Here is a 26,237-nt window from a genome sequence, read left to right on the forward strand (position 1 = left end):
TGTCCGACCTGCGCTATACGGTTGATGCGCACCACACGAACCAGCACCACACCGCACCACACGAGGCGACCGCTGCCACGCGAGCGTCCCGGGGTCCACAGACGAAGGGGAGCGTCGTGAAACCCACTCTGGCCGCCGCGCAGCTTCGGGGCAGTCTGACGCAGTACCTCACGACGACCTACGCTCTGGCAGACGACGACACCCGGCGAGCGCTGGAACGGTTCCTGGGGGACCCCGAGTCGGGGATTTTCCGGGGGCCGTATCTGCGAATCAGGACGCCGTTCCACAAGGCGGACGACGGGTGGGAGCGGCATCTGGAGTGGCTGCCCGGGTTCACGCCGTGGCGACACCAGGCGAAGGCCTGGCATCGGCTCAGCACGCTCGGCGGCAGGGAAGCCCAGCCGACGCTGGTGACGACCGGCACAGGTTCCGGCAAGACGGAGTCGTTCCTGGTGCCGGTGCTCGACCACTGTCGGCGTCAGAAGGCACTCGGCCGACGCGGTGTGAAGGCCGTGCTGCTGTATCCGATGAACGCGCTCGCCACCGACCAGGCGGGCCGCATCAGCGATTACCTGACCGCACCCGACCTCGCCCAGGTGACCGCGGGGCTGTACATCGGCGACCGGCCGGACACCGACTTCCGACGCGTCATGACTCGGCGCGAGGAGATGCGCGTCTCCCCGCCTGACGTGCTGATCACCAACTACAAGATGCTGGACCTGCTGCTGCAGCGCGGTGAGGACCGGGCGCTGTGGGAGGGCGCCGACGTCACGTACGTGGTGCTGGACGAGTTCCACACCTACGACGGCGCGCAGGGCACCGACGTGGCCATGCTGCTGCGCCGACTGGCGACGGCGGTCGGCGCCACGCGCCCGGACCGGCCGCTGGGGCGCATCTGCCCCGTGGCGACCTCCGCGACGCTCGGGGCGGGGCGCGCGGGCACGTCCGCCGGGGGCATCCTCGATGTGGCGGCGCAGGTGTTCGGTATGCCGTTCACAGCGGACGCGGTCATCGGCGAGGAGCGCATGACCGCCGAGGAGTTCACCGGCGAGGTCGACTACGCGCTTCCCGAGCCGCCCACTCCGCAGGAGGTCATCGCGGCGTCAGGTGGCATAGGGGTGGAGGCGAAGCCGGACCTGCTGGACCTGAACGGGCTCGCCGTCCGCATGCTGGGGCAGCAGGGCCTTGACGCGTTTCGCGTCGGTCGTCTCCTGAAGCGGCACGACTTCACGCAGGGTGTGCTCGCGCTGCTCGACGGCGAGCCGCTGGACGAGTGGGGTCTGCGGGACCGACTCGCACGCTTCGGATACGCCTGGGGACGTACCGCACGGGAGAATCCGCAGCTGGTGCTGCAAGCCCTGGCCCGCTTCGTGGCCCTGCTGTCCGCCGCCCGGGACCCCGACTCCGACGAACGGCGTCCGCGGCCCCTGCTGCACGTGGAGGCCCATCTCTGGGTGCGGCCGGTGACGCGGGTACTGCGCGGGGTCGGCCGTACACCGGAGTTTCGCTGGTACGAGGACGATCGCACGCAGGCTAGGCGCGCCGCGCTGGTCGCTGGGCCGCCCTCGGACGAGGAGGACGACTCCTCGTCGGGCAGTGGGTCCTCGGCGGGGGCGAACCGGCCACACCCCCTCGCGGGTACGGATACCGCCGTGCGCCCCGCGCAGGTGCATCTGCCCGCCGTGTACTGCCGCGCCTGTGGGCGTTCCGGCTGGGCCGCGCTGTCACCGGAGGCCGATCCGCAGCAGCTCGTCATGGCGCAGGACCGGATCTGGCGGGCCGGCGTCGGCCGGGACAAGCGCCGCATCCGCTACTTCGTCTCCGCGACCGAGCCGGAGCGGCGCCAGGCACTCGACGCGCTGGCCGGGCGACTGCCCGCGGGCAGCGGCGTCGATCCGCTCTCCGTCGTGGTGCTCGACGGGGCACAAGGCACCTACCGGCTGCCCACGGCGGGAGACAATGGGGACCTGGTGGACGCCTGGTTCACGCTGGCGCTGCTGGACAAGAAGACAGCCGACAAGGCTGCCCGGGACGACCGCTGTCCGGCGTGCAACACCGACAACAGCATCCGGTTCCTCGGTACCGCACAGGCAGCGCTGGCCTCGGCCACGGTCACCCAGCTCTTCACGGGCGGGGACATCGCTCTGGTACCGGAGGAACGCAAGACGCTGCTGTTCAACGACTCCACGCAGGACGCCGCACACCGGGCCGGATACGTCGCCAACGCCTCGTACAAGTTCTCGCTGAGGTCGCTGCTCGCGCACAACCTCGACGAGTCCGGGGCGGCGACCGCCCTCAACGACCTGATCGGCAACGTACTCGATTCGGTGGACGACCCCGAGGCGCTGGCCGCCGTGGTCCCGCCGGATCTGCACGACGAACCGGGCGTCGACCGGGTGTTGTCGGGCCGCGGCACGGGCGACGCCCGCACCTGGCGGCTGATCGGGGAGCGGCTGGCGTTCGCCACGATCATGGAGTTCGGGTTGCGGTCGCGGCTCGGACGCACCCTGGAACTTACGCGGACGGCCGCCGCCGAGGTCGTCGTCGACGAACCGGATCGGGTCACCGACCTGGCCCGCGATCTGCACCTCGCGCTGCCGGGTCAGATGGTGATGACGGGCGGCCTCCCCACACCCGAGCGGTATCTCGCCTACGTGCGAGGTCTTCTGGAGCGGCTGCGGCTGCGCGGCGCGGTCCGGCACCGGTGGCTGGAGCAGTGGATGCGGGACGCCGGTGGCGACCGGTTCCTGATCAGCGGACGGCGGCCCGACGGCATGCCGGCTTTCCCGGAAGGGGTCGCCCCGCCGCGGTTTCTGCTGGACGGGCAGAAGGACAGGACCGAGTTCGACGTGGTCACCGGCCGGCAGGCCTGGTTCCAGGACTGGACCCGCCGCTGCCTCGGGCTGGACGCCGCCGGGGCCACCGAGTACCTCCGCCGTCTCCTGCCCGCCCTCGCCGACGAGCACGTGCTCAGTGTGCGGACGGCGAAGGACCGCACCACACGGGTCTACGGGCTCCAGCCCGGCCACATCCAGGTACGGCTGCTGGACGATTCGATCGTCAACAAAGCATTCGTGGCGTGCGAGGACTGCGGCTGGCAGCAGGTCGTACCGCCGGAACGGCGCACCCGCTGGTACGGCCATCCGTGCCCGCGCTATCGATGCAAGGGGTATCTGACGCCGCCGCAGCCAGGGGCCTCCCGCTCGACGTCATCCGGCCCGCACGGCGGCAGCGGGGGCGTCGCGGGCGCGGGGTTCGGTGTTCTCCAGGAGCGCGACTACACGAACGACTACTACCGGCGGCTGTACCTGACCGGTGGCACCTTCCGTGTGGTGACGGCCGAGCACACCGGCATGCTGACCCGTGCACAGCGGGAGCAGGTCGAACGGACCTTCCGCGCCGGCACGCACTACACCGACCCGAACGTGCTGGCCTGCACGCCCACGCTGGAACTCGGCATCGACATCGGTGACCTGTCGGCGGTGCTGATCGGCTCGCTGCCGAAGGGACCCGCGAACTATGTGCAGCAGTCGGGCCGCGCGGGACGCAAGACGGGCAACGCACTGGTCGTCGCCTTCGGCGGGCGCCGTGCCCGGGACCTGTACTACCTGGACCAGCCGCGGGAGATGATCGCGGGCGACATCGTGCCGCCGGGCTGCTACCTGTCTGCAGTGGAGATCCTTCGCCGCCAGTACACCGCGTGGCTGTTGGACCTCGCAGCCCGCGGCGGACTCGCGACCGCGGACGGCGAGCGCTTGCAGCCCGTGCCCCGGCTGGCCTCCGCCCTCTTCGGCACGACAGGCTGGTGCCAGGACCTCGCCGACGCCGCACAGACACACGGGGCCACGCTCGTCGAGCGGTTCCTGGCGCTGTTTCCCGACAGCGGCGCCTCCGCACCGGCCGCGGACGGCCTCGCCACGCCGGGCGGTGACGACACCGGGGTGTCCACTCACGCCGCCGACGAACTCCGGAAGTACGCGACCGGCGGCATCGTGCGCGCACTCCAGGAGGCGGAGGAGGACTGGACGCGGCGGCGCGAGGAACTACGGCGCAGGATCGCCGCGATCGATGAGGCCGTCGACTCCCTGGCCCGCACCGACGAGGTCCAGGACCGGGAACGACGGGAGCTGCTCGCCGAGCGCCGCAGCACCGGGGACCTGCTGCGTGAGGTGAGCCGGACCAGCGCGCACGGCACACTCGTCGAACTGGGACTTCTGCCGAACTACAGCCTGGCCGACACCACGACTCAGCTGGAGGCCACCCTCTACTGGTCCGAGGTCCCCTCGGACACCGACGAACCCGCCGAGAGCGATGCCCCGAGGGAGACCAAGCCGCCCACCGGTACGGAGCGCGTCTACCGCAGCGAGACCCGCGACTACGAACGCTCCCGGAAGACGGCCCTCACCGAACTGGCCCCCGGCAACAGTTTCTACGTCAACGGCTACAAGCATGTGGTGCGCGCCCTCGACATCGGCAGTCCGGAACGCCGCGCCTGGTCGGTGTGGCGGCTCTGCCCGTCCTGCGGATACGTGCGCACGCAGAACGCGCAGACCGACACCTCGCCCTGTCCTCGTTGTGACGGACGGGAGATCGCCGACGCGGGCTGCGTCCAGTACGTGCTCCAGCCTCGCCGGGTCGTCGCCCGCGACAAACGGGACGACGCGCGAGTGCGGGACGACCGTGACGAGCGGGCCCGTCGTCAGTACGCGGTGCTCACCACCGTGGACATCGACCCCGACCACCTGGCCATCGACTCGTGGCGGCACGACACAGCGACCTTCGGCGTGGACTTCTCCCATAAGGCTGTCATCAGAACGCTGAATCTGGGACTCGACCGGCAGGACGGCAGCTCCACGGTGCCGCTGGCCGGCGAGGAAGTACGGATCAACCCGTTCTACGTCTGCACGACCTGCGGTGGCGCGACCGCGGACGGCAAGCCGGTCGTCGACCAGGCGCAGCACGCGCTGACCGAGTCCGGGGCCGCTGCCACGAAGGGCAGCGTCCATCATCTGCTGTGGTGCCCCCGGCGACGCACTCAGGGCTCCGGGCGCGGAGAAAGACAAGGGGCCGGCCACGACGTACCGCTGCTCCTGGCCCACGAGCTGACCACAGAAGCCGTACGGATCCTGCTGCCCGCGTCCGTGACCCGGGCCCGGGAACGGCTCGCCTCGTTCACCGCGGCGCTGTTCGCCGGTATCGCGGCTCGCTACGGCGGCGATCCCGACCACATCGACATCGCCGCCGCCTCGATGCCGGACAGTCCGGACCAGCTCGGTTCGGACTTCCCACGGCGCTTCCTCGTCGTTTACGACCGGTTGCCCGGTGGCACCGGCTATCTGCACCGACTGGCGTCGGCCGACGGCTTCCGCGAGGTTCTCCTCAAAGCGCGGGAGGTCATCGACAACTGTCCATGCCAGCAGAAGGAGCTGGACGGCTGTCACCAGTGCCTGTTGCGGAGGGTGCCCCCGTCGGACTACGACCGCGTCTCCCGCCGGGAAGTGCAGTCCATGCTGGACGAGCTCCTCGGCGCCCACGGCGAACGCTGGCAGACCTCGCCGGTCTCTACGACCCGTCACATCCCGTTGGAGCGGCAGGCAGAGAGCGACCTGGAGGTCATGTTCGTCGACACGCTGGAGGAGTGGGCCAAGCAGCCCGAGTCCCGGGCGGCGGCGGACACATACACCACGCCGGCGGGCACCCGTGCGCTGGATCTGCGCCTGACCACCGGCGAGGGAACGACAGTGAGCTGGCGGGTCTCGCAACAGCGTGTCCTCGACGGGACCAGGCCCGACGTACTCTTCGAGCGGCTCGACGCACCGGGCCCACGGCTCGCCGTCTATCTGGACGGCTACCGCTATCACGCGAGCGCCGAGCACAACCGTCTCGCGGACGACGCGACAAAACGTGTCCGACTGCGGGCCGACGGGCTGCGGGTGTTCCAGCTGACCTATTTCGACATCAAAGATTGGCGGAACCGAGTCCGCGACACGGGATACGCCGGGGTCGCTCCGGCAAACCCGGTGTGGGTGCCCTACGACGAGGAAGCACAGAAACGGGCACGTGCGTATTACGGGCAGACACGCGGCGGCCTGCCCGGCGAGCTGTCGGAGACCGTGTGGGTCAACCCGGCCGAGCTGCTGCTCGCCTACCTCCGGGCGCCGGACGCCCAACAGTGGCTCTACCGGGCCGAGGCTGCCGTCGCCGGGCTGATGGGGACACCCGGTCTGCGCGACACACCGGCGCGAGCGGACGAAGTCGGACAGGCCGTCGAAGCGGCGCTGCGCGGCGACCCTTCCAACACGCCGAGCGGGCCCTTGCGCGTCCTGACGGCGACAGACCGCTCCGGATGCCGACTCGTCCTGGTCGCCGACGTACGGCGTCGGCCACCGGCCTGGACGGGACTCACACTCCTGGACGACAGCGCCCACGCCGTCGCGGACGAGATGACCCACAAGCGACGTTGGCAGGCGTGGTTGTACTGGAGCAACCTGTTGCAGTTCCTGGAGCACGGCGGGGGCGACAGCGCGCAGCTCACCACCGCGCTGCTGGACGGCTTCACCGCGGACGTGCTCGCCGTGACCGGTGGAGTGGGGTGGTTGTCCTCGACCCGGATCGTCTCGCCCACCGCTGACGGCCCGCAGCAGGAACAGGAGAGCCTGCCGCCCGTCGCCGTGACCACTGGACTGCCTGCGGTACCGGCGAGAACCACCGAGGAAGCGCCTTCCGGGGCCGGGCCGAAGCGCGACGGCGCCTGGGACGCGGTGCTGGAGTACGTGGATCCAGACGAGGCGGGGCTGGCCGAACTGGCCCACGCGCTCGCCGAACTGGGCGTCCCCGCACCCGAGGACGGATTCGAACTCGACGAACACGGCTGGCAGGCCGAACTGGCCTGGCCGCCCGCCAGGTTGGGCGTGGTTCTGGCGCCGCAGGGCACGGCCGAGGAACCGGACGTCGAGGCCCAGGACCGCGACCGTGCCTTCGCCGCCGCCCATTGGGACGTAAGGCCGGCAGCCGGGTGGACAGCCGAGGAGATCGCCGGACGTCTCGGTGTCAGTGCCGAGCGGGCACCGGACGGCCCGACAGATCCCGGTCGGCCGGGTACCGGCACGACCGGGAACGACGAGAACAAGAACGAGAACGGGGAGTCGGCATGACGAAGACCGGGGGCGTGACGCTGCGCCTGCTCGACAAGGCGGACAAGGAGATCCTCCGGCTGCCACGCACGGTCAAGGGCGCCCTGTTCGACTTCCAGCACAAGTTCAAGGACAACCCGCACACCCCCGGCCTCAAGCTCAAGCAGCTCAAGGGCGACAGCAGAATCTGGTCCGCGCGCATCAACGACGAGTACCGGGCTCTGCTGCTTCGGCTTGCCGAGGACGACTGGCTCATCGTCTCGGTCAAGCACCGCAAGGAGGTCTACGACCGGCTGGCCTACGGGATCAACCACGTCACCGGTGGCATCGAGTACGTCGACCTCCAGGTGGTGGAGGACAGCATCCTGCGACGCCTGCCGCCGCAGGAGCCGTCGCCCGTAGCCCCGGCCGCGCCCGCCGAAGCCCCGCCCCCCACCATCCAGCCGCTGTTCGCCGCCTGGAGCGACGCGCAGTTGAGCGAACTGGGTGTGGCGGAGCCTCTGGTGCCGGTCATCCGTACCCTCACCACCGAGGAACAGCTCCTCGGGCTGATCGAGTACGCACCGCAGCTCACCGGTGAGGTGCTGCTCGCGCTCTACGACGGAAAACCGTTCGAAGTGGTGCGGGACGAAGTCACCGCCCCCGTGGCTGCCCCGGACCCGGTCGACACCGACGACTTCCGGACGGCCGCCGAGCGACCCGCCACGGTCGTCACCACGTCCGACGACGCGCTGCGCGAGGCGCTGGAAGCCGGGGACTTCGGCCGCTGGAAGGTCTTCCTACACCCCGCCCAGTCCAAGCTCGTCGAGCACCGCTACTCCGGTCCCGCCCGGGTCGGCGGTGGTCCAGGCACCGGCAAGACCATCGTCGCCCTGCACCGCGTCCGCCACCTGGTGTCCCAGCTGCCGCCCGGTCACAGCAAGCCCGTCCTCCTCACCACTTACAACAAGAACCTAGCCGCCGACCTGCGCTCCCGCCTCCTCGAACTGGGCGGCGAACAGCTGCTGTCGCGGGTGGATGTGAGCCACGTCGACCAGATCGCCCTGCGCGTCGTGAGGGAGGCCGAGCCCGGCAGCCGCAAGCAGACGATCGACGACAGCCAGGCCGTGCGGGAATGGCGGACGATGCTCGACGAACTCGGCGAGAGCGACTGGGACGCGGAGTTCCTCCACGACGAGTGGACGCAGGTCATCCTCGGGCAGGCCGTCGGCACCCGCACCGACTACTTCCGGGCCCGCCGTGCCGGACGCGGAAAGAATGTGGGCCGGTCCGAGCGGGCCGCCATCTGGCAGCTCTCAGAACGCTTCACCCAGCGCCTGGACCGGCTCGGACGCCAGACGTGGGACCAGGTGGCCGAGCGCGCCGCCCGCCTGGAGATAGGGCGGGAACAGCGTATCCGAGCCATCGAACACCAGCGGGAGGAGGCAGGCGGTCTGGACAACATCCACCTCCAGGACGGCTCCGGCGGCTGGCTGCGCTACCGGTACCGGCACATCGTGGTCGACGAAGCGCAGGACCTGCGCCCCGCACACTGGAAGATGCTGCGAGCGATGACGGCCCACGACGCGGACGACCTGTTCCTCGTCGGCGACACCCACCAACGCATCTACAAGAACCAGGTGACGCTCGGCAGCCTCGGCATCAACATCCGCGGCCGCTCCGCGAAGCTCAGCCTCAGCTACCGCACGACAAGACAGATTCTGCGCTCCGCGCTGGAGGTACTGGGCGAGGAGACCTACGACGATCTCGACGGCAGCTCAGAGACCCTCGCGGGGTACCGTTCCGTTCTCAGTGGCGGAACTCCCGGCCTGCACCCATGCGGCGACTGGCTGTCGGAGCGCGAGGCGATCGCCGCGCACATCCTGGCCTGGGACGCCAACCCTGACGAACGAATCGCACACGAGCAGATTGCCATCTGCGTCCCCACCAACCAGATGGCGAGCGAACTGGGGACGACGCTCGGGCAACATGGTGTCCGCGCCCTGGAGATCGGTCCCGACGGCGCTCGCGGTGAGCCCGGAATCCACATTGGGACCATGTTCCGGTTCAAGGGGCTCGAGTACCAGCGCATGATCATCGCCGGAGTCAGTAACGGTCTGGTCCCTCGCGAACAGGTGAACCAGTTGCGCCAGGCGGACCCCGCCCGCCACCGCAGGGAGACTCAGCGGGCGCGATCCCTGCTGTTCGTCGCGGCGACCCGATCGCGCGACAGCCTCGACATCTTCTGGCACGGCACTCCGAGCCCGTTTCTGCGCCGCCTGCTCTCCTCAGCGGCCAGCGCTTGAGAGGACCGCCCCTCCCGGAGATGACCTTCGGGAGGGGTTTCGTGAAGTCCGTCCGGCGTCCTCTGCTCTCGCACGCATTCGCTGCGACGGGGTCTGACTCACGCAAGAAAGCGGTCACGCCTACGCGACCACTATTTTCGGCGACGCCAAAATCCCCGGGCCACTCCACGACAGGGCCGAGAGTCACACGACGCGAAAGACGAGGCCCGAGATGGAGCGATACAAGGGCGTTCATCTATCCCTTCGCTCTTGGGGCCTGTCTCAGGGAGGTTAAGGGCTACCCGAAGCTCTTCCGAGGGATTGGGGGTCGCCCAGGACGGCAAGCCGCCGAAAGTCGGAAAGAGTTCCCCTCCCAGATCAGAGGCCATTCCCATAAACGGCGGCAGACGAGTCGGGCTGTACGCAGAGGTTCAGTTCCGCTCAGGGAACGACCACTCTTTGACCTCTGGGACCTCTCAAGGACTTTCAGCCGAGGTCCGCAGACCACGCCTCGATCGCGGACAGTCCCCGCGCGCCGGCCTGCGGCATGAAGTGCGTGTACGTCCGGAGCGTGAAGCCGGACCAGAGTGCCCCAGCCGCTTCGCGAGAGACGATCGACCCACCAGCTTCGAGCACCACCGAGGCGTACGTGTGACGCAAGACGGGAAGGCCGTGCTCGCGGCTCGGCCCGGGCTTTCGGTGAACGCCCCTTCCTTTGTCGGCACGCTGCTTCACCGGGCGGGGATCGCGTCGGACATCGGTTCACGGCGGATGTCCGGCCGACTGGCCCGGATCCGCCGTCTGACCGCTTCGGCGAACGGCTCACCGCTACCTTGGAAGCCATGATCGCAAGGTAGCGGTGAGCTGGCTGTCACTCGATCGCCCGGCGCAGGCATTGCGTCGGAGCCACGATGACTGCCGCAAGACCGCCTGCTCCTCGCCCGCCGAGCGCCTCGTCGCAGCCTTGAACCAGCCACCCGACAGGTTCTCAGCCGACGGCCAGCTTGTTCTGCCAGCCGCTGCCGATGATCTCGGTACCGGACCCGCCGAGTGCCGTACGGCTGCCCGCGTAGAAGCGGACGGTTCCGTCCACCCGCAGCGTCCAGATGTCCGGGATGCCGTCGCCGTTCGCGTCGGGCGTGCCGAACAGGAACCGGATGTCGCCGGGGCCCCAGCCCGAGGAACCGTAGGAGTCGTCGGCGCCGTTGGCCGAACTCGTCGCCAGGGACAGCGAGTCGAGGCTGACCCCGCCGGTCGTCGTGTCCTTGATCCCGGTACGCAGCAGGAGACGGCCGCTGGTGTCGGTCCGGTAGATCATGTCGGTGACGCCGTCTCCGGTGATGTCCTGAAGGGTGACGAGGTCACGATCGGCCCAGGCGGTTCCGACGTTCAGCGCCGTGGCGGCCTCGACGGTGGCTCCGTTGTATCCGGTGAGGGCCCACAGGGTCTCCGCGGTGGCGCTGGCCTTCGCGGTCAGGAAGAAGTCGGGCTTGCCGTCTCCCGTCGCGTCGCCGGCCGAGACGATCTGGGTGATGGTCGCCGGATCGGGCGCGCCCGACGGAAGCAGGATCTCCTGTCGCCTGCCGATGTCGACCGCACCGTAGCCGTCGCCGGGATAGACCCAGAGTCTGCCCTCGCGTACGGCGATGAGGTCCTGGAGGCCGTCGCCGCCGTAGACGTCGCCTATGTGCGCGATCAGGGTGTTCTTCCAGTAGCCCGACGGCGGTGCCACGTACAGGGGCACGTCGTCGTCCCCGCCGTTGGGGTCCTTGGCAGGGTTCTCGCGGTAGGCGCCGGACATGGAGTACCCGAGCGTGCCGGTGCCCTTGGACAGGTCGGTCGTGGCGCGCCCCGGGTACATCCGCAGGTTGCCGTTCGCGTCCACGACCATCAGGTCGGGGAGCTTGTCGCCGGTGAAGTCGCCGGGTGCGTCGGCGTCGTCGCGCGGGGTGACGTAGAAGAAGTACTTCCGCGGGTCGGACACGTTCCCCGCGTCGTCAACGGCACGTACGTACAGCACATTGGGCCCCGCGAGCGGAGGCTTGGCGCTGGACCAGGTTGTCAGGGTGGAGGTGGCCGCGCCGTTCGTCCTGGTGGAGGAACCGGTGTAGGTGGCGGCGTTGAAGCCGTACTCGTACTTCACGACATCGGTCTGCGAGGCCTTGAAGGTGAAGGAGCCGGCCGTGCCGAACTTGACGGTGCTCCACTTGGAGTCCTCGACGCCGTTCTTGAAGCCGTCGTCCGAGGCGTCCGCGTCGGGGAACTGCGTCGAGGTGACCACGGGCGGGGTGGGCCTGGAGCTGTCGAAGACAAAGCGGCACGGGATCTTCTTGGGCGTGTAGCCGGAGGAGGTACCCCGTTTGTCGACGGACTTCGCCCGCCACGAGTACTTGACGCCGTTCTTGAGCCCGCTGGTGGAGAACGCGTCGGTGTGCACCCGGGCGGAGCCGGTCTGGCTGCCCACCGACACCTTGCCCTTGGCACCCAGCAGGTTTCCGCTGCCGCCCGTCGGCCACAACTCGAAGCGCACGGAGGCCAGGTTGGAGTCCTTGTCGCTGGAGTTCGCCCAGAAGGTGATCGAGGAGGCGCCGACATTGATGTACGGCGAGCTGGTGTCGCAGGACAGGTCGGGGTCGAGGTCCAGGTGCGAGGGTGCGGCGGGCGGGCGATTGTAGACCAGTTCGACGTACGGGTCGTTGCCGCCGTCGGCCTGGAACTTCTTCCAGCTGTACGCGGAGTTCTCGTCGCCGGCTCGCATGCCGATGGTCAGGGTGTCCCAGCCGCCCGTGACGGCTTTCTGCGCGGCGGACTTGACGTCGAAGGCCTCGTAGTCGTCCGGGCAGGTGCCGGACTTGTAGCCGTGCGCGAAGCTCTTGCTCGCGAGCTTGTTGCCGGCCGTCATCTTGGGGGCGTTGTTCCAGTTCGTCTTGTTGCTGATCGGCCCGGTCAGATACACGTTCATGGTGCGGGCGCTGCACGACCAGGCGTAGGTCTCCAGGGCGTGCAGCTTGGCGCTGATGACGGATGCGCCCTTCAGGTCCGGGTTCCAGTCGATGCTGAAGAACGAGCGGCCGGTGCCCCAGGTGTCGGACTCGAAGCCGACGCGCGCCTCGTGCGTCCCCTTGTTGAAGTTCCGCCCGTTGTAGAAGTTCGCCTTCGGGTAGCGGTTGTACGCCGTCGTCCAGTCGTTGGTGTGCTTGCTCACCGACGGGTCGATGAAGACCGGGTAGACGGTGTCCGGATCGGTGAGGAAGTCCTGGTCCGGTGTCAGGGTCCAGGTCGAGCCGCTCAGGTCGGCCTCGACGATCGTGCCACGCGAGTCGGGCTGCGGCCCCGCCAGCGACGGCAGGTCGAGTGTCGCCGCCGCGCCGCTGTGGGTGGGGTCCGGGGACGCCTCGGCCGGTACGGAGGGCTGGGCCGCTTCGCTCTCGGTGGCCGAGGGGTCGGGGGCCTCGTCGGTCGCGTCGGACAGTGTCTCGTTGTCGGTGTCCGCCTCGTCACCATCGTTGACACTGTCACTGGGCTCGGGCGAGGCGTCCGTGGGCGACTCCGAGTCGTCCGGCGCGCCGGTGACGTCCGAGGACAGGCTCTCGGACGCGGTGGGCGAGGCGCTGCTGCCCGCCTGGCCGTCGGTGAGCGCCGGGGTGCCGGAGTTGTCCCACATCAGCGGGGTGGGGGAGACCGCCACCTCATCGCCGTCCGCGTCGTCGGCGCTGACGATGCCGGTCGTCGGGTCCAGCGAGAAGCTCAGATCGGGGGAGGACAGGCCGTACGAGAGCTGCGTCACGCGAGGATCGGCGGCAGCCTGACGGGTCTTGACCACCAGCAACTGCGCGAAGCCGCCGTCGTCCGCCGTCAGTACCAGGTCCGCGCCCGGCAGGATCTCGGGGTAGAGCGCGCGGGAGCCGTCGATGACGGGCGTCGGTATGGCGCCGGGCCAGGTCAGGACGATGTCGTGGCCACCCGTGCCAAGTGTCACCAGCGCGTTGGAAGTCGTGGCGTCCGCCTGCGCAAGCAACGGCACCCTGCGTGCGCCCGCGCCGCGATCGGCCCGCTCGTCGTCCGACCGGGTGCCTACGCGCGTACCCGCCGAGAAGGCCATCCGCACATTCGTGGCCCTGGGAGACCAGCCGTCCGCGGTGTGGGTGAGGGACGTGTCGATCGCCCGCCACGTCCCGTCGACCTCGGCCCGGATCGGCGTCGAGTGGATCCGGCGCTGCAGCAGCCCGTCCGGCCGTGCCCACGTGGTCTCGTAGGCCGTGCGCAACCCGGTGACCTCGACCGGCTTTCCGGTCCGGGCGGCCTTCGCCGCCGCGTCGGCCTCGCTCAGAGGTGCGCTGTGACGGGCCTGCGTCCCGGTGTGCGGCCGGTCCCCGTCGCCGCTGCCGTTCAGCGCGGCGTATGTCAGACCGGAGGCCGCGACGGCGGCTACGACGGCCGCCGCGGTGACCCGACGACCGGACATACGGCGCCATCTGCTCGGCCTTGTGCTCGTCATGCGCGCGTTCCCTCTCCCCCTCGGACAACGGGACCAGATCATGTCCGAAGGAGCGGTTGCCGTCACGCGTCAGTTTTCCGTGACCGATCCATTGGGATCCGTTGGGGCGCCATTGGGTCCGATTTTGGACGTACTTGACTGCTACGCGGCGTGATGATCACCACTAACTCACAGGGAACTCTGGTCTTCATCACATCATCACCACAGAATCAGGCTGTTCTTGACGTGGCATCACCTGTGCGCAGCCCTGCCTGCCCAGGCGGCTGCCTCATGCCGTCCGGGGGGTCTGCTGTGCCTTTCTTCACGTCCGCGCGCCGTCGGCGCGGCCGCCGCTCCGCTCTGCTCCCGGCCGTAGGCCTCGCGCTGGCGATGGCGTTGCTGCCGACCGAGGCCATGGCCGCGCCCCCGGACCCGGGTAGCGCCGAAGTGCCGCGCGAGGACGTCACGTTGGAGCAGTTGCCTGTCGAGCAGATGGTCAGTGGCTCGACCCGCGATGCCAAGCTCGACAGCATCGCGGTCGACACCCCCGAAAACCAGGACGAGGCCCCGGCCGGCACCACCACCCCGGCCGTCTCCGGCACCGCCCCCGTCTCCTTCGGCGGCTCCACCCAGACGGCCGCCTCGGGTGGCACCACCACCGTGACCCCGGCGGACTACGCACCCGCCGGCGCCCTCCCCGTCAAGCTCGGCAAGGCCCCGGACGCCCCCGCACCGACCGGCACCTGGCAAGTGACCGTGTCCGCCCGCACGGCGGCCGGGTCCGACGGCGTCGACGGCGCGGTGGTCACCGTGACGGCGCCCTCCACCGGCTCGGTGCCGATCTCGGTCCAGCTCAGCTACAAGACGTACGAGAACCTCTACGGCGCCGACTGGGCCTCCCGTCTGCAGTTCGTACAGTTCCCCGAGTGCTACTCCGCCACGCCCGACCTGGAGGAGTGCCAGGCCTACACGGAGCTGGAGACGGTCAACGACCCCGACTCCAAGACCGTCACCGCCACCGTCGACACCGCTGCCGACGGCACGGTCCCCTCGGCCTCGACGGCCAGTGCCGCCACGTCTTCGGGGATCGTCCAGGCGTCGTACGCCCAACCGGCGGCGGCCACCGGTGACAAGGCGGTGATCGGTGCGGTGGATTCGGGTTCGGGTCCGGCCGGCACGTTCAAGGCGACACCGCTCGCCGCTGACGGCAAGTGGAGCGCCGGTGGTTCGTCGGGCGCCTTCACCTGGTCGTACCCCCTGCAGGTGCCGCCCACCCCGGCCGGTCCCAAGCCCGACATCTCGTTCGACTACAACTCGCAGACGGTGGACGGCAAGACGGCGACCACGTCCCCGCAGGCCTCCTGGATCGGAGAGGGCTGGGACTACGACCCGGGCCACATCGAGCGCCGTTACCGCACCTGCAAGGACGACCGTGAGGACACCGGCGCCGGACCGGCCAACAACAAGGAGAAGAAGTACAAGACCTCGGACCTGTGCTGGGTCTCGTACAACGCCGTGATGACGCTCGGCGGCAAGACCACCGAACTGGTGCGCGTGGGCAGCTCCGAGATCTACCGGCCGGAGCAGGACGACGGCACCAGGGTCGAGCACCGGACCGGCGCGGACAACGGTGACGACAACGGCGAGTACTGGATCGTCACCACCAATGACGGCACCCAGTATTCCTACGGTCTGAACAAGGTCGGGGGCGGTCATGCCGACACCGGCTCCGTCTTCACCGTCCCCGTCTACGGCAACCACTCCGGCGAGCCCTGCCACAAGGACGCCTTCGCCGACTCCCGCTGCACCCAGGCCTGGCAGTGGGGGCTGGACAAGGTCGTCGACGTCCACGGCAACGCGATGGTCGTCAACTGGCATCCGGAGACCAACTACTACGCGCCCAACAAGAAGTTCAAGAACCCCGTGTCGTACGTACGCGGCGGCTACCCCACCGGCATCGAGTACGGGCTGCGCACCACCGACCTCACCAAACCCTCGGCGAAAGTCGTCTTCACCGCCGAGCAGCGCTGCCTGGAGACCGACGGCTCCTGCGTGGCCGACAAGTTCGACGACACCAAGAACCCCGCCTCCTACCGCCCCTGGTGGGACAGCCCGGGCAACCTCAACTGCAAGTCCGGCTCCAAGCTCTGCCCGGCCTTTCCGTCGTTCTGGACCCAGATGCGCCTGGCGTCCGTGACCACCTATGGCGCCCGCCCCGGCGTCACCGGGCTCGCCAAGGTGGACACGTACACCCTTCATCAGTCCTTTCCCCGCGACTGGTACAACACCTCCCCCGGGCTCTGGCTGAACTCCATCACCCGCACCGGCTACGCGCCCGGTGACAGCACCGGCACCACGCTGACGGCGTCCGGTGTCAGCTTCGGCCCCTATGTCGTGGACAAGGACGATCCGCTCGGCAGTTACCTGAAGGACCAGCAACTGCCCAACCTCGTGCCCCGTTACAAGGGCGATGCCCGCCCCGGCTTCACCCGCCCGCGGATCGGCACCGTGTCCACGGAGCACGGCGGTGATCTCGAGGTCGTCTACACGGGCGGTTGCAGAACCGAGCCCTCCGTCGCGCCGGAGAGCAACCAGGGCACCTGCTATCCGGTGCGCTGGTCCCCGGACGGCGACCTGGAGAAGCCGGCTCTGGCCTGGTTCGACAAGTACGTCGTGCACTCCGTCACCGAGACCGACAAGATCACCGGCGTATCGGACCGCCTCACCAGCAAGTACACCTACTCCGGCGCGGCCTGGGGCAAGGACGACGACGAGTTCTCCAAGCCTTCCCTGCGCACCTACAGCGTCTGGCGCGGCTACCAGCAGGTCACCACGGTCAAGGGCGCCAAGAACAGCGCCGGCGTCGGTGTGGCCCAGACCCAGTCGTTCTCCGTCAAGCGCTACTTCCGGGGCGCGGGCGGCGCGGTCAAGGACTCCAAGGGCGAGGTCACCCTCGTCGCCGACGACGCACCCCAGTACGCGGGCATGATCGCCGAGGCGATCTCCTACGACGGCACGGGCGGCCGTGTCCTCAAGCGCACTCTGAACTTCCCCTGGTCGAAGCAGACCGCCTCCCGTGACCGGGACGGCGACCTGTCGCCGCTGCTCGCCCAGCGCACGGGCATCAAGCGCACCGACGACATCCAGACGGTCGATTCCAGTTGGCAGGCGGTGCGCACGGAGACCGAGGTCGAATCCGACTACGGCCTGCCGGTCCAGGTGCAGACCGAGGTCGTCAAACCGAAGAGCGGCGGCGGTGAGACGCTCAGCGACTACACCTGTGCGAAGACCGACTACGTCGCCAATGAGTCGGTCCACCTCATCGCTCTGCCCAAGCAGGTCCGCAAGACCGCCACGTCGTGTGCGGACTACGACCAGGCCGATCCGGCGACCCAGCTGATCGAGGCCACCCGGGTGAGCTACGACGACGGTGCGTGGGGCGCGACCCCGACCAGGGGTCTTGCCACCAGTTCCGCGTCGGTCGACGGCGCCGGCACCTCCTATTCGGTGGTCACCGGCACCACCTACGACCCGCTCGGCCGGGTCCGGAAGGTGACGGACGCGCTCAAGAAGACCACCGAGACCCAGTACACCCCCGGTGACGCGGGGGGACCGGTCACCGCCATCAAGACCATCAACGCCAAGGGCCACTCCTCGGTCAGCACCATCGATCCCGGGCGCGGCCTGACCCTCACCGTCACCGACCCCAACGGCCGGGTCGTCCGCAATGAGTACGATGCCCTGGGCCGCCTGGTGAAGGGCTGGACCGCCGCGCGTTCGTCCGGTGACCAGACCCCCGACGTGGTGATCAGCTACCAGATGGCGACCGCCACGGCCACGGTGACCAAGCCGACAGCGGTGACCGTCAAGAGCCTGAAGGACAACGGCGAGTACGCCAAGCAGGTCACCATCTACGACGGCCTGATGCGTCCGATCCAGACCCAGAGCGAAGCGCACGGTCCCGGCCGGATCATCACCGACACCCGCTACGACGACCATGGCCTGGTCCGCGAGCAGACCGGAAGCTACCTCGCCAAGGGCGACCCGGTGGCCGCGCAGTTCAAGCGGGCGAGCGACTCCACGGTTCCCAGCCTCACCAGGACCTTCTACGACGGTCTGGAGCGCCCGGTCAAGACGACCACGGTCCACAGCGGCAAGGCCGTGTACTCGGACGGCATCACCTACGGTGACAACTGGACATTCAGGCGCCCGGCCGGCGGCGCCACCCCGGCGGTCAAGTCGTGGACCGACGCGCGCGGCCGGGTCTACCTCATTCAGCACTTCACCAATGTCGGCCAGAGCCACTGGCGCAACACCGAGTACAGCTATGACGCCCGCGGCAACCGCACCAGGATCAAGGACGCGGCCGGAAACCTGTGGACGTCCACCTACGATGCTCGCGGCCGCCTGACCGAGTCCACCGACCCGGACACCGGCTCCTCGACCTTCGGCTACGACGACCTGGACCGCACGGTCAGTGTCACCGACTCCCTGCTGAAGACCGTCTACACCTCCTATGACGAGATCGGGCGCGTCACCGCCACCCGCGAGGGTGCTCCGGACGCCGCCCCTGTCAAGGAGTTCACCTACGACCCGGCCGGCGCCCTGGGCCAGCCGGCCGCCTCCATCCGCCACGACGCCACCGGCGACTACATCAACCGCGTCACCGGTTACGACACCGAATACCGGCCCACGGGACGCGAGATCGTCATCCCGGCGAACGCGAGCACGGCAGGCCTGTCCGGCACCTACAAGTACAGCTACACCTACGCGCCCGGCGGCAAGCCACTGAGCGTCACGCTGCCCGCGGTCGGCGGACTGGGCCAGGAGAAGGTCGTCACCCGCTACGACACCGACGATCTCCCCGTGTCGACGTCCGGCCTGAGCTGGTACACCAGCGACGTCACCTACTCCCCGTACGGTGAACCCCTCCGGACCGTCAGCGGCCCCCAGCCCTACCGGGTGTGGACCACCAACTTCATCGACGAACACACCGGGCGCCTGCAGCGCACGGTGTGGGACCGGGAGACGGCGGACTCCCACCGCCTGGCGGACAGCTACTACTCGTACGACCGTGCCGGAAACGTCACCTCCACAGCGCGCAAGCTCACCGACGGAGCGACCTCCGCCTGGGACAACCAGTGCTTCACCTACGACAACCTGGGTGAACTGGTCCACGCCTGGACCTCCGGCAATGCCGTCGGCACCGCCGGCACGGGCTGCAAGTCCGCCTCCGGCACGGTCTGGGGTTACCGCGAGGACGGGCAGACCTCCGCCGGCCCGATCGCCGAGGCCGCCGCCACCGACTCCGCCGGGAACAGCATCGACATCTCCGCGTCGCTGGCGGGCGCGGCCCCGGCCGCCGGCACCGTCACAACCGGTACCACCGCCTACTGGCAGTCGTTCACTTTCGACACCATCGGCAACCGCGCCTCGCTGACCGAGCACAACCCTGCCAACTCAGCGCTGGACGAGACCAGTCAATACTCCTACGGCACCCTGGTGACCGGCAACGGCACCAGCGCTCCGAAGCTGACCCAACCGCACACCCTCACCGAGACCGACCCGGCCACCGGCGCCGATCTCACCTACGTCAACGACGCCACGGGCAACACCACGACCCGGTCCTTGACCGGCGGCAGTCAGAGCCTCCTCTGGAACAGCGAGAACAAGGTCACCGACGTCACCGGCTTCGGTGACGGCGCGGGCGCGGTCGTCGGCCTGTCCGGCAAGTGCCTCGACAACGCCGGCGGCACCACCGTCGACGGCAGTGCGATTCAGCTCTACCGCTGCAACAACAGCGCCGCGCAGCAATGGAAGCCGACCGGCGACACCCTGCGCGTGATGGGCAAATGCGCCGGCGCCAACGGCACCGCCAACGGCACCAAGATCCTGCTTGCCACCTGTGACGGCAGCGCCGCCCAGAAGTTCACCGTCCGCGCCTCGGACCAGAGCCTGTACAACCCGGCCTCCGGCAAGTGCGTCGACGTACCCGGTGCCAACGACGCCGACGGCACCGACCTGCAGCTGTACACCTGTAACGGCACCGCTGGTCAGCGGTGGACCCCTGCAGATCACACGTCGTACGTCTATGACGCCGAGGGCAACCGCATCCTCCAGCACTCCGCCGCCGGCAGCGTGCTCTACCTCGGCGAGACCGAGGTCTCCGCGGACATCAAGGGCAACGCCGTCCAGGCCACCCGCACGTACGCCCACAAGGGCGCGCCGTCGGTGGTCCGCTCCGCCAAGTACGGCAGCACCACGGGTCACAAGCTCAGCGTTCTGCTCAGTGATCCGCTCGGCACGGCCACCATGTCGGTGGACGAGACCAGCGGACAGCCTTACACGCGACGCTTCTTCAAGCCCTACGGAGAAGTCCGCGGCGCCAAGCCGACAAGCTGGCCAAACAGCCGTTCGTATCTCGGCAGTGGCATCGACGACACCAGTACCGCCCTCACGCACCTGGGCGCGCGCGAGTACGACCCCTCCGCCGGGCGCTTCCTGTCCGCCGACCCGGTCATCGACGCGGCCGATCCGCTCCAGATCAACGGCTACGCCTACAGCCACAACAACCCCACGACGCAGAGCGACCCGACCGGGCTGTACGACCCGGACCGGATGGAGTTCGAGCGGCAGCAGGAGCGGAAGAAGCGAGAGGACGAGGAGAGAAAGCGCAAGGCACGGGCCGAGGCTTTCAAGAAGGTCCGCGAGAAATACACCCTTGCTCACGACACCACGATTCTGATGGCCAAGTCATGGTTGGTGATGACCCAGCCGCACGGCGGCGGCGTCGTGACGGTCGACCTGCAGCAGACCGCGAAGATCCGCGACTCCGAGAACTGGATCAAGGGTGGGTCGAGCGAGCATCCCGGAAAGGAGGACGGCTGGGCCGACCTTCTGTACTGGACCGATGACAGCGTTTACGTCTGGGATGTGAAGCACGGCGGCGGAGAAGCGGAACGCAAGGGCGGAAAGGAAGTGACGGACAAGGTCAAATACCTTCAGAAACAGCTCAACGACATGGGTATGGGGCAGCTGAAAGCCAAGGTCGGATTCGACATACCGCCCCAGGCGGGCATCAACAACTTCAAGAAGAATGAATGGGTCGAGTCATACCCGTCCACGCGGAGCAAGGGGGTGATCGCCTACAAAACCAGGGAGATCAAACGAATCACCCTGCCCGAGCCGCAAGTCCAGGGGCAGGAGCAGGAGAAAGAGGATTCGTGGTGGGAGAAAACCCAGAACTGGTGGCATGAGAACATCACGAACCATGACTGGTCCAACAACCCCTGGACGCCCAAGAGTCCGGTCGGAGGTGGCTTCCCGATGCCGCTTCCTATCATCCCGTGAGCCGACGGTACACTGAGGCTCCCCTGAGACCTGTGGATCGGAGTAGTTGGCGATGGATATGACGCTTCGAAGGATTTCCGCTGCGGATGCGGACAAGGGATTCCGACATGTCGTATCCGGATTCTCGGGTGAACGCAGCGGCGTGGAGAGCGAGTGCTTTCTCGGCCGCGAGTGGGAAGTCCTGGAGCAGATCCTGCTGGCTCAGGGGCCCGAGGAGATCAGCGAACTTCCCATCACCATGGGCGATCTCCTCGGTGACGATGACCTCGGTACCGCCTGCTTCTACCTTCCGCCGGACGAGGTGGCGGTCGCAGCCCGTTTCCTGGTCGCCATCGACGCCGAACAGTCCGTCGCCGAGCACGCCGACGAGATCGCGAGGACGTTTCGCCACGGTGATATCCCGGACGGCTATCTGGAAATCCTCGGCCGTTACCTGAAGAAAGTCCGTGACCTCTACACCGCAGCCGATCAGGCAGGTGAAGGCGTTGCGAAACTCGTCCAGGGCTGAGACCCGCCGCCCCGGGCCATGGCCGGTAAGGGCTGCGGCCGTCGCAAGCGCCACGGGCGTACTGCTGACCCTGCTCACCGGCTGTGGCACGACACCTGCTTCCTCGGGTGGATCCACGGCCTTGGGTACGTCCACGACCGAGGCCGCGGACCCGGCCGCGAAGGCACACGACATCGAGCAGAATCTGAAGACCGCCGTCCGCGCCAGTGGCCTGTCCTTGTTGGATGAGCCCACCAGGGACGAGCAGGGCTGCGTCGTCGGTTACCTGTTGCAGCCGTTGTCCCAGAATGGACCCGACCCCGTGGACGCCACAGTCAAGAGCCTTCACGACGACGGCTGGGGTGACGAGCGCCGCACCCAGGTGAAGGGGATGCGGCGGGTAACGCTCACCAAGGCAGGCTGGACTCTCCGCGTTCGCGACTATTCGGCCCAGCAAGCCAAGCGTGGCTTCGTCGCTTTGCTGGCCACCAAGGCAAGCTGCAAGCCGTCTTAGACCGTGTCCTACGTGGTGAGGCGGACGAGTCGCTTGTAGCAGCAGAGGGCGGCAGCAAGCCCGAGAAAGGCCAGGTAGTTGCGAGGATTGCGTTCCTAGCGGGGGCTGAGCCGACGGTAGCCCGACAGCCATGACATCGTGCGCTCGATCACCCACCTGCGGCGGCCCAATCGCTCGCTGGACTCGATGCCCCTGCGCGCGATTCGCACTCCGATGCGCTTGCCACGTAACCATTTCCGCAGATCAGCGCGGTCGTAGGCTTTGTCCGCGTGCAGGCGCTGGGGCTTGAAGTACCGGCGGCGATCAGGGTCGTGTCTCGTTTGGTGACCCTCGACCATGGGCTTCAGCCCTTCGCTGTCGTGGGTGTTACCCGCCGAGACGCCCACGAGGAGGGGCAGTCCGTTCGCGTCCGACAGGACGTGCATCTTGGAACCCGGCTTACCCCGGTCCACGGGGCTCGGACCTGTGTGTTCGCCCCTTTTTTAGCGCGGACGTGGGCGGTGTCCAGGACGACGCGGGTGACATCGATGAGGCCGGCGTCGTCAAGCCGGTGCAGCACGGCCTCGTGGAGGCGGCCCCAGACACCCGCCCTTGACCAGATCAGGAAGCGGCGGTGAGCCGTCGACTTCGATATGCCGAAGCAGGGCGGCAGATGGCGCCAGGCGCAGCCACTGACCAGGACGTAGATGATGGCCGCGAACAGCGTCTCATCAGGCGTGTCCTGTGTTCCGCCGCCCTGCGGCCGCACTCTCGCGGGCGGGATCAGCGGCTTCGCGATCTCCCACAGCCCGTCCGGCACGATCCAGCTCCACCTTCCCCGCCCCATACCGGGTCAACGTCCGCCTCACCACGTAGGACACGGTCTTAGAGGCCATCTCATTTGACGGGGCCGGTAGCCCCCAGGGACTTTTCAGGGACTTTCAGCCCTGTCCGAGGGACTTCCGAGGGACCTTCCGCCGCGTAACGCAGCAAGCCCCCGAAAGACCGGAAAGGACCTCCGTCCCAGATGAGAGGCCCTTTCCCAGGCAAAGCCGCAGGTGGCGGCAGACGAGTCGGGCTGTACGCCGGGTTCTGTTCCCCGGTCCCTCGCGGGTGCCGGGGTGACGGCCATCCATCTAGGGCCGGTGTTGCCACCGGCCTCGTGCGGTCTACCCGGGGGCTCGGGCGGGCAGCCCTCGAACGTCCCCGCAGAAGCACCGGGGTGCTTCCTTTTGACCTTGCTCCGGGTGGGGTTTACCTAGCTGCCCAGGTCACCCTGGGCACTGGTGGTCTCTTACACCACCGTTTCACCCTTACCGAGGACCGAGGTCCCCGGCGGTTTGCTTTCTGTGGCACTGTCCCGCGAGTCGCCTCGGGTGGCCGTTAGCCACCACCCTGCCCTGTGGAGCCCGGACGTTCCTCGGGAAGCCCCCTGAGGGGACTTCACGCGGCCGTCCGCCCGGCTCGTCTGCCGTGTGGACCATGCTACCGGGCGCCAGCCTCGTCTCGTTCCGGCCGGGGGGCCGGGGCCGGTCCGCGGCGGAGCCACTGACGGGCGGGACGGCCTGGCACCGGGGCTGTCGGCGCCTTCGGTGCCGAGGCCCCCAACACCGGGTCTGCCTGCACCTTCGGTGCCGAGGCCATCGTCGCCAGCACCGACCCCGCCAGGATCAGCGCGAAGGAGACCGCGATCGTCGCGGTGAAGCTCTCGTTGAGGAACAACGCGCCCGCCGCCACCGCCACCGCCGGGTTGACGTACGTGATCACCGTCGAGCGGGTCGGGCCTATCTCCTTGATCAGTTCCAGGAACGCCACGAAGGCCACCGCGGTGCACAGGACGCCCAGGGCCAGGAGGGAGAGGAGGGCGCCGGAGGAGGGCATCGAGGTGGGCCAGGTGGCCGCCGCCGCGGGGGCGTAGACCAGGGTGGCCAGGGTCAGGCAGGGGGCTATGAGCTGCAGTGTCGGGACGTCCTTCAGGCGGCGGGCCGCTATCAGGGGCGCCGTCGCGTAGCCGATCACCGTCAGCAGGACCTCGCCCAGGGAGCGGGCGTCGCCGCCGGTCAGGTGGGGGACCGTCAACACTCCTACGCCGGCCAGGCCGATCAGGAGGCCCGCCACCCGTCGTCCTCCCAGGTGTTCCGTGTCGCCGAAGTAGCGAGCCGCGACCACGCCCACGATCGGTACGCCCGCTATCAGCAGGCCCGCCGTGGAGCTGGACAGGTGGCGTTCGGCGTCCGTGAGCGTGAACCAGGGGCCCATGATCTCTATGCACGCGAAGGCCAGCATCGGGCGCCAGTGGGTGCGGATCGTCAGCCACAGGCCGCCCTGGCGGATCGCCAGGGGAAGGAGGAGCAGGGCGCCCACCGCGCAACGCGCGAACACCACCATCGACGGGGACACCTCGTCCACCGCCACCTTGATCATCAGATAGGGGATGCCCCAGATCACTCCCATGAGGGAGAAGAGGAACCAGCCTCGTGCAGTCATGCGGCAAGCATCGCTGTCAGGAGCGTCCCGCGTCTTGAACGCTGTTGCGGTAGGCGGCGGGGGTCACGCCCAGCACCCGGCGGAACCAGCGGGTGAGGTGGGCCTGGTCCGCGAAGCCCACCAGGGTCGCGACCTCCGCCGGGCGCAGGCCCGAGTCCAGCAGGGCGCGGGCCCGGGTCACCCGGTACTGCGCCAGCCAGGCGTACGGCGGGACGCCCATCGTCGTACGGAAGGCCCTGAGGAGCTGGTAGCGGGACAGGCCCAGGTCGGCCGCAAGGTCGGCGAGTGAGGGTGGGGCGGTGAGTTCGTCGGCGAGTCTGTCCCGGACGAGGTGGGATATGTGCTGCGACCCGGGGACCTGGTCCGCCGCCGGGCGGGCCGTGGAGTGGCGGTGGGACAGGGCCGTCAGCAGCCACGGGAGGCGGGATTCCGCTTCCAGCGGGTCGGGGCAGACGGCCAGGTCGGCGTGGGTCTGGCGCAAGGCGGCGGCCAGTTCCGGGTCGTCCAGCACCGGTTCGCGGAAGTGCGGTGTGCCGGCGCCCAGGGTGCCCTCCGCCAACAGGGACGAGTCCGCGTACAGGGCGCGGTAGGCGTAGCCGTCGGTCGGCGTGGCCGGGCGTCCCGTGTGCATCTCGCCCGGCGCCAGGACGACGATCGAGCCGGGACCGTTGTAGACGCGGCCGCCCCGGTAGTCGATCACCTCGGAGCCGCCGACGCACACCCCGATCGTGAACTCCGCGTGCGCGTGCGGGGCATAGATGTGGCGTTCGAACTGCGCCGTCAGCAGGTCGAGCGGCGGCCCGCAGCGGCCCAGCCGAGCCCTCGTCCACCGTGCTTGTTCTGCCACCTTCGGCACCCCCTATAGCCGACATCTGCAACGCGCTCAGGTGCCGGTTTCATGCCCCGCCCGCTCCATCCGCTCCAGCGCGTCGAACGCCGCCCCCATCCGCTCCCGGTGGTCCCGCGCGATCTCCGGGAACGGCTCGCCCGCCAGCTGGCGCCGCACGGAGGTGACACACACCGAGCGGTACGCGGCGACCGTCACGGCCGCCAGCAGCTCCGGGTCGGCCTGTCCGGCCTCGGTGAGCGCTCCGGCCAGGGCCCGCTCCACCTCCTCGGCCCCCTCGCGGGCGCGCGCCAGCAGCGCCGGCGAGGCGGCCACGACCGGCCAGAAGCCCTCGAAGCCCTCCCCCACGCCGCCCAGCGGGTGCCCCGCGTCGATGAACCGGAAGGCGAGGCGGCGCAGCGCCGTGAGCGGGGGCTCGCCGGGGGTGCGGTCCCGTACCGCCCCGGAGAAGGCCTGGACGGCCTCCGGGATGCGGTCGAGGAACAGGTCCTCCTTGCGCGGGAAGTAGTTGAAGACGGTCATCGCCGAGACGCTCGCCGCCCGCGCGACCTCGGCGACCGTCACCTGGTCGAAGCCGTGTTCCCGGAACATCACCGTCGCGACGTTCGAGATCCGCTGGCGCGTCTCCCGCTTCTTGCGCTCCCGCAGGGACTCCCCTGGCCTGTTCTCATCGATCACAAGAAAACTATAGCCGCTCGA

At 68.9% G+C, this 26,237-nt stretch carries 9 protein-coding genes, 1 other RNA gene and 1 pseudogene; 5 read left to right on the forward strand and 6 right to left on the reverse strand.

Annotated features, from left to right (window positions below):
- Positions 1 to 116 precede the first annotated feature (116 nt).
- Both ABZ642_RS22365 and ABZ642_RS22370 read left to right on the forward strand, forming a co-directional pair.
- Positions 117 to 7,154 carry a DEAD/DEAH box helicase gene (locus tag ABZ642_RS22365; protein ID WP_360486711.1) on the forward strand — a complete coding sequence of 2,346 codons (7,038 nt, stop codon included), beginning with the start codon at positions 117 to 119 and terminating at the stop codon, positions 7,152 to 7,154.
- Positions 7,151 to 9,418, forward strand: a complete 2,268-nt coding sequence (locus tag ABZ642_RS22370) for a UvrD-helicase domain-containing protein (protein WP_360486714.1) — start codon at positions 7,151 to 7,153, stop codon at positions 9,416 to 9,418. The genes ABZ642_RS22365 and ABZ642_RS22370 overlap by 4 nt, the downstream gene beginning before the upstream one ends.
- 967 nt (positions 9,419 to 10,385) lie before the next feature.
- Here the strand turns inward: ABZ642_RS22370 and ABZ642_RS22375 are convergent.
- A complete protein-coding gene (locus tag ABZ642_RS22375; RefSeq protein ID WP_360486717.1) occupies positions 10,386 to 13,895 on the reverse strand; it encodes a DNRLRE domain-containing protein in 3,510 nt (1,169 codons plus the stop codon).
- A gap of 291 nt (positions 13,896 to 14,186) precedes the next feature.
- Here ABZ642_RS22375 and ABZ642_RS22380 point away from each other — a divergent pair, with 291 nt between their 5' ends.
- The 3 genes from ABZ642_RS22380 to ABZ642_RS22390 all read left to right on the forward strand — a co-directional run bounded on the left by ABZ642_RS22380 (position 14,187) and on the right by ABZ642_RS22390 (position 22,225).
- The gene (locus tag ABZ642_RS22380) at positions 14,187 to 21,224 is read left to right on the forward strand and encodes a ricin-type beta-trefoil lectin domain protein (protein ID WP_360486720.1); all 7,038 of its coding nucleotides are present in this window, start codon (positions 14,187 to 14,189) and stop codon (positions 21,222 to 21,224) included.
- 52 nt (positions 21,225 to 21,276) lie between these two features.
- Entirely contained in the window at positions 21,277 to 21,732 is a 456-nt protein-coding gene (locus ABZ642_RS22385; protein ID WP_360486723.1) for a DUF1877 family protein, read from the forward strand.
- Positions 21,733 to 21,853: 121 nt separating this feature from the next.
- Positions 21,854 to 22,225, forward strand: a complete 372-nt coding sequence (locus ABZ642_RS22390) for a hypothetical protein (RefSeq protein ID WP_360486726.1) — start codon at positions 21,854 to 21,856, stop codon at positions 22,223 to 22,225.
- Between the two features lie 8 nt (positions 22,226 to 22,233).
- On the opposite strand, the pseudogene ABZ642_RS22395 reads toward ABZ642_RS22390, so the two are convergent.
- The 5 genes and pseudogenes from ABZ642_RS22395 to ABZ642_RS22415 form a co-directional block, all read right to left on the reverse strand.
- Positions 22,234 to 23,051 (reverse strand): annotated as a pseudogene (locus ABZ642_RS22395) (IS5 family transposase).
- A gap of 218 nt (positions 23,052 to 23,269) precedes the next feature.
- Positions 23,270 to 23,671, reverse strand: an RNA gene (gene rnpB, locus ABZ642_RS22400) — RNase P RNA component class A.
- An 18-nt stretch (positions 23,672 to 23,689) separates the two neighbouring features.
- Positions 23,690 to 24,691, reverse strand: coding sequence for a DMT family transporter (locus tag ABZ642_RS22405; protein ID WP_360486729.1), 1,002 nt, complete (start codon positions 24,689 to 24,691; stop codon positions 23,690 to 23,692).
- Between the two features lie 16 nt (positions 24,692 to 24,707).
- Positions 24,708 to 25,538, reverse strand: a complete 831-nt coding sequence (locus ABZ642_RS22410) for an AraC family transcriptional regulator (protein ID WP_360486732.1) — start codon at positions 25,536 to 25,538, stop codon at positions 24,708 to 24,710.
- A gap of 36 nt (positions 25,539 to 25,574) precedes the next feature.
- The gene (locus tag ABZ642_RS22415; protein WP_360486735.1) at positions 25,575 to 26,216 is read right to left on the reverse strand and encodes a TetR/AcrR family transcriptional regulator; all 642 of its coding nucleotides are present in this window, start codon (positions 26,214 to 26,216) and stop codon (positions 25,575 to 25,577) included.
- Positions 26,217 to 26,237 lie beyond the last annotated feature (21 nt).

The sequence above is a fragment of the Streptomyces sp. NPDC007157 genome (assembly GCF_040634235.1).
Classification (GTDB): Bacteria; Actinomycetota; Actinomycetes; order Streptomycetales; family Streptomycetaceae; genus Streptomyces.

Bases quoted from the DNA above. Each gene is read 5' to 3' on its own strand.
- ABZ642_RS22405 (WP_360486729.1), bottom strand. From the start codon at position 24,691: ATGACTGCACGAGGCTGGTTCCTCTTCTCCCTCATGGGAGTGATCTGG.
- ABZ642_RS22370 (WP_360486714.1), top strand. From the start codon at position 7,151: ATGACGAAGACCGGGGGCGTGACGCTGCGCCTGCTCGACAAGGCGGAC.
- ABZ642_RS22385 (WP_360486723.1), top strand. From the start codon at position 21,277: ATGGATATGACGCTTCGAAGGATTTCCGCTGCGGATGCGGACAAGGGA.
- ABZ642_RS22375 (WP_360486717.1), bottom strand. From the start codon at position 13,895: ATGACGAGCACAAGGCCGAGCAGATGGCGCCGTATGTCCGGTCGTCGG.